This window comes from Nocardia barduliensis (genome assembly GCF_013315795.1).
Classification (GTDB): domain Bacteria; phylum Actinomycetota; class Actinomycetes; order Mycobacteriales; family Mycobacteriaceae; genus Nocardia; species Nocardia barduliensis.
This window is the reverse complement of record NZ_JABLTE010000223.1, coordinates 1-3430: the sequence shown is the minus strand read 5'-3', so window position 1 is coordinate 3430 and position 3430 is coordinate 1. Positions and strand designations below refer to the sequence as shown.

Genomic DNA, 3430 nt, shown 5'->3' with positions numbered 1-3430 from the left:
CCGGCACCGGTAGGCATACGTCGGGGCGCCGCACGGTGAGGCCGCTCTGATCGATGAGCGCTCGGCCCTCCGGCCCGGCCAGCGCGGCGAGTTCCTCCATAGTGCGAGTCATCGCCGCGATGATCGCGTGGTCGTGGCGGAGCGGGAGCCCGCGCCGACTGTTTGACGGGTGTGGCCCGACACCGGCTGCCGGTGTCGGGCCTGGTCCGAAGCGGGTTTCTCGGCCGAGGTGTGGGCAGCCGGTGCGACGCTGTCGCTTTGGCCGGGCAGTAGCTCGCCCGAATTGTGCGCGGCCGACTGACAGGTGGCCGCCGCCTGGCATTCCGGGTCGGTCGCGGCGCTGACCCGGGTTGAGGGGTCTGCGGAACTGCTGTGCGGAGGCGCCGGAGCACGGCCGCGGTGTCAGCGAGCGGACAGGCGTGGTCCCGCTCTACACAGGGGGTCTGCGTCCTGGCGTGGCCGCAGGTGTGTGGAACACCGCCTCGGGCATCGGGAGGCAGACCCAGCGGTGAGCCGGATTGCGGCTCGTGCTGGGGTGTCCTCGATTGGGTTCAGGCGGGTTCGATGCGGGCGGGGACGTGTTTGTGCCAGGGGGTGCCTGCGATGGCGTCGCGCCAGGTGAGGTCGGTGAGTTCGTTGGCGGCGACGCCGGTGCGCCGGGTGCCGTCGCCGGTGGGCAGGTCCAGGCCGAGGCCGTTGGGTAGCGAGGCGTGGCCGGGTTGCATGCGGTCGTTGATCTCCACGGTGGCGACGGCGCTGCCGCGGCGGGTGGTGATGCGGGCGCGGTCGCCAGTAGCGAGGCCGAGGCGGGCGGCGTCGTCGGGGTTGAGGCGTAGTGCGCCTTCGGGGTCTCGGCGGCGCCAGGTGTCGTCGCGGAAGATGGTGTTGGCGGTGAAGGAGCGGCGCTCCCCTGCCGCGAGCACGAACGGGAATTCGGTGCTGGTGTGGGTGGCTGGGGTGGTGGTGAGTTCGCGCAGGGCGTGCAGGAGTTCGGGGATGGCCAGCGGGATGCGTTTGTCGGGGTGCGGGAGGTAGTTCCAGGCGTCGTCGTAGTCGTCGAGGGTGAAGGTGACTCCGGAGCGTTCGGTGAGGATGGCGTCGAACAGTGCGTCGGCGTCGCGATGTCCGGCGCGGCGCATCGCGGCCGGGTAGACCTTGGCGACGCGCTGGGCCAGTGCCCACAGCACTGCTGCGGAACGCGCGTTGCCGGGCAGGGTGGGGCCGAGTGTTTCGTACAGCAGGTAGGGGGCGAGGCCGCCGAGGGATTTGTCGGTGGCCAGCAGGGCGGCGAAGGTCCAGGCGTAGGGGCGTCGTCCGAGTTTGGCGGCGGTGCGTAGGAGGGCGAGTTTTCCGGGGCCGACGGCGCGGAGTTCGCGCAGCAGCCGGGCGTAGATCTCGGGTTCGGGCAGGGTGCCCGGTAGTGGGTCGAGCAGGGGTGCGCGCAGGTGGAAGGTGTTGTGCGGGAATTCGAGGTTGAAGAAGGTGGCTTCCCATTTCTCGAATTGGCTGGCGGCGGGCAGGACGTAGTCGGCGTGGCGTGCGGTTTCGGTGAGGGCGATGTCGATGACGACGACCAGGTCGAGTGCGTGAAGTGCTTCGCGGAATGCGGTCGAGTCGGCCAGGGAGTGGGCGGGGTTGGCGGATTCGATGATCATCGCGCGGAACCGGTCGGGGTGGTCGGTGTTGATTTCCTCGGCGATGGCGTTGCAGGGCAGCATGCCGCCGAGGATGGGTGCGCCGGTGACGGGGCTGCGTTTGACCTCGCGGTTGTATCCGGCCAGTGGCGCCATCCACGAATGGGGTTGCATGGCGCCTGGTTTGGCGAAGTTTCCGGTGAGCAGCCACAGCAGTTTGTTCAGATACGAGATGAGGGTGCTGTTGGGGCTCTGCTGGACGCCGAGGTCTTCGTAGGTGGCGACGCTGCGGGCGGCGGCGATGCGGTGGGCGGTGCTGCGCAGCAGTTGCTCGGGGACTGCGCAGATGTCGGCGTAGGCGGAGACGTCGATGTGGGCGAGGTCGGTGCGGACGGTGTCGGATCCGGTGGTGTGTGCGGTGAGGAAGGCGTGGTCGAGCAGGTCGTCCTGGACGAGGATCGCGAGCAGGGCGGCCAGGCACCAGGCGTCGGTGCCGGGGCGTACGCGCAGGTGGATGTCGGCGAGGTCGGCGGTTTCGGTGCGCACCGGGTCGATGACGATCATGGTGCGGGCGGGGTCTTTGGCGATCTGTTGCAGGATCGTGCGGGCGCGGGGGACGCCGTGGGATTGCCAGGGGTTCTTGCCGAGGAATACGGCGACTTCGGCGTGTTCGAAGTCGCCGGTGGTGTGGCCGCCGGTGAGGTGGGCGTCGACCCATCCTTCGCCGGTTTTCTCCTGGGCCAGGGCGCTGGAGCGGTAGCGGCTGCCGAGGGCGCGGCGCAGGGCGGTGCTGTAGGCGCCGCCGAGGTGGTTGCCCTGTCCCCCGCCGCCGTAGTAGAAGATCTTGTCGCCGCCGTGGGTGTCCTTGATTTCGGTGAGGCGGGCGGCGACCTCGGAAATGGCGGTGTCCCAGTCTATTTCGGTGAAGGTGCCGTCCGGTTCGCGGCGTAGCGGGGTGGTGAGTCTGGTGCCGCCGTTCTGGTAGTGGTCGAGGCGCAGTGCTTTGTTGCAGGTGTAGCCGGCGGAGGCGACGTGGTCTTTGTCGCCGCGGATCTTGGCGAAGCGGCGGTCCTCGAGCTGGATGAGCAGTCCGCAGTTGTTCTCGCACAGGATGCAGGCGGTCTTGTGCCACGTTCCGGTGGCCGTGGGGGTGGTCATCGGCTCACCTGGTCGACGCGGGTGCCGTCCAGCCATGGTTGCGGGTCGGCGAGGAAGGGGGTGTCGGCGAGCCGGTCGAGGTCTTCGAAGAAGGCTTTGGTGGTGCGGGCGGCCGCGGCGGTGGTGCCGACGGAGACGAATCCGGCTTGTTCGGCGTCCAGGCCGCGGGAGAGGGATTTGTCGGTGCCGAAGTAGATGGCGCGTTTGAGTTCGGCGACGGCGACGGGGTTGCGTGCGGCGAGTCGTGCCGCGGTGGCCTGGGTTTCGGCGAGGAGGTCTTCGGCGGGGATGGTGCGGTGGACCAAGCCGAGGCGCAACGCTTCCTGGGCGGTGTAGGGCGTGCCTTCGAGGGTGATCTCGATGGCTTTGGCGGCGCCGAGCAGGCGGGTGAGGCGCTGGGTCGCGCCGCCGCCGGGGATGAGGTTGGCCAGTGTCTCGATCTGGCCCAGGCGCACGTGGTCGGCGTCGGCGGCGTAGCGCAGGTCGCAGGCGAGGGCGATCTCGTGGCCGCCGCCGAATTCGGGCGCATAGTCGAGGTCGGCAAGGCCGACATCTACACCGGCGGACTGCTCGAGCTGGCCAACTTCGACAAGAACCTGGCGTACTTCTCGATGGATCTGGACCGCCTGGTCGCCGTC

The 3430-nt window shown here is 69.3% G+C and carries 2 protein-coding genes; both read right to left on the bottom strand.

Annotation, left to right across the window (positions count from 1 at the left end):
- Positions 1-551: 551 nt before the first annotated feature.
- Entirely contained in the window at positions 552-2792 is a 2241-nt protein-coding gene (locus HOV91_RS38610; protein ID WP_174190117.1) for a molybdopterin-dependent oxidoreductase, read from the bottom strand.
- On the bottom strand, positions 2789-3274 hold the full coding sequence (locus HOV91_RS38605) for an enoyl-CoA hydratase/isomerase family protein (RefSeq protein ID WP_438822731.1): 486 nt from the start codon (positions 3272-3274) through the stop codon (positions 2789-2791). Before HOV91_RS38605 ends, HOV91_RS38610 begins: the two co-directional genes overlap by 4 nt.
- Between the last annotated feature and the right edge of the window lie 156 nt (positions 3275-3430).

Excerpts from the sequence above, each read along its gene's own strand:
- HOV91_RS38610 (WP_174190117.1), bottom strand. The coding sequence starts at position 2,792 with ATGACCACCCCCACGGCCACCGGAACGTGGCACAAGACCGCCTGCATC.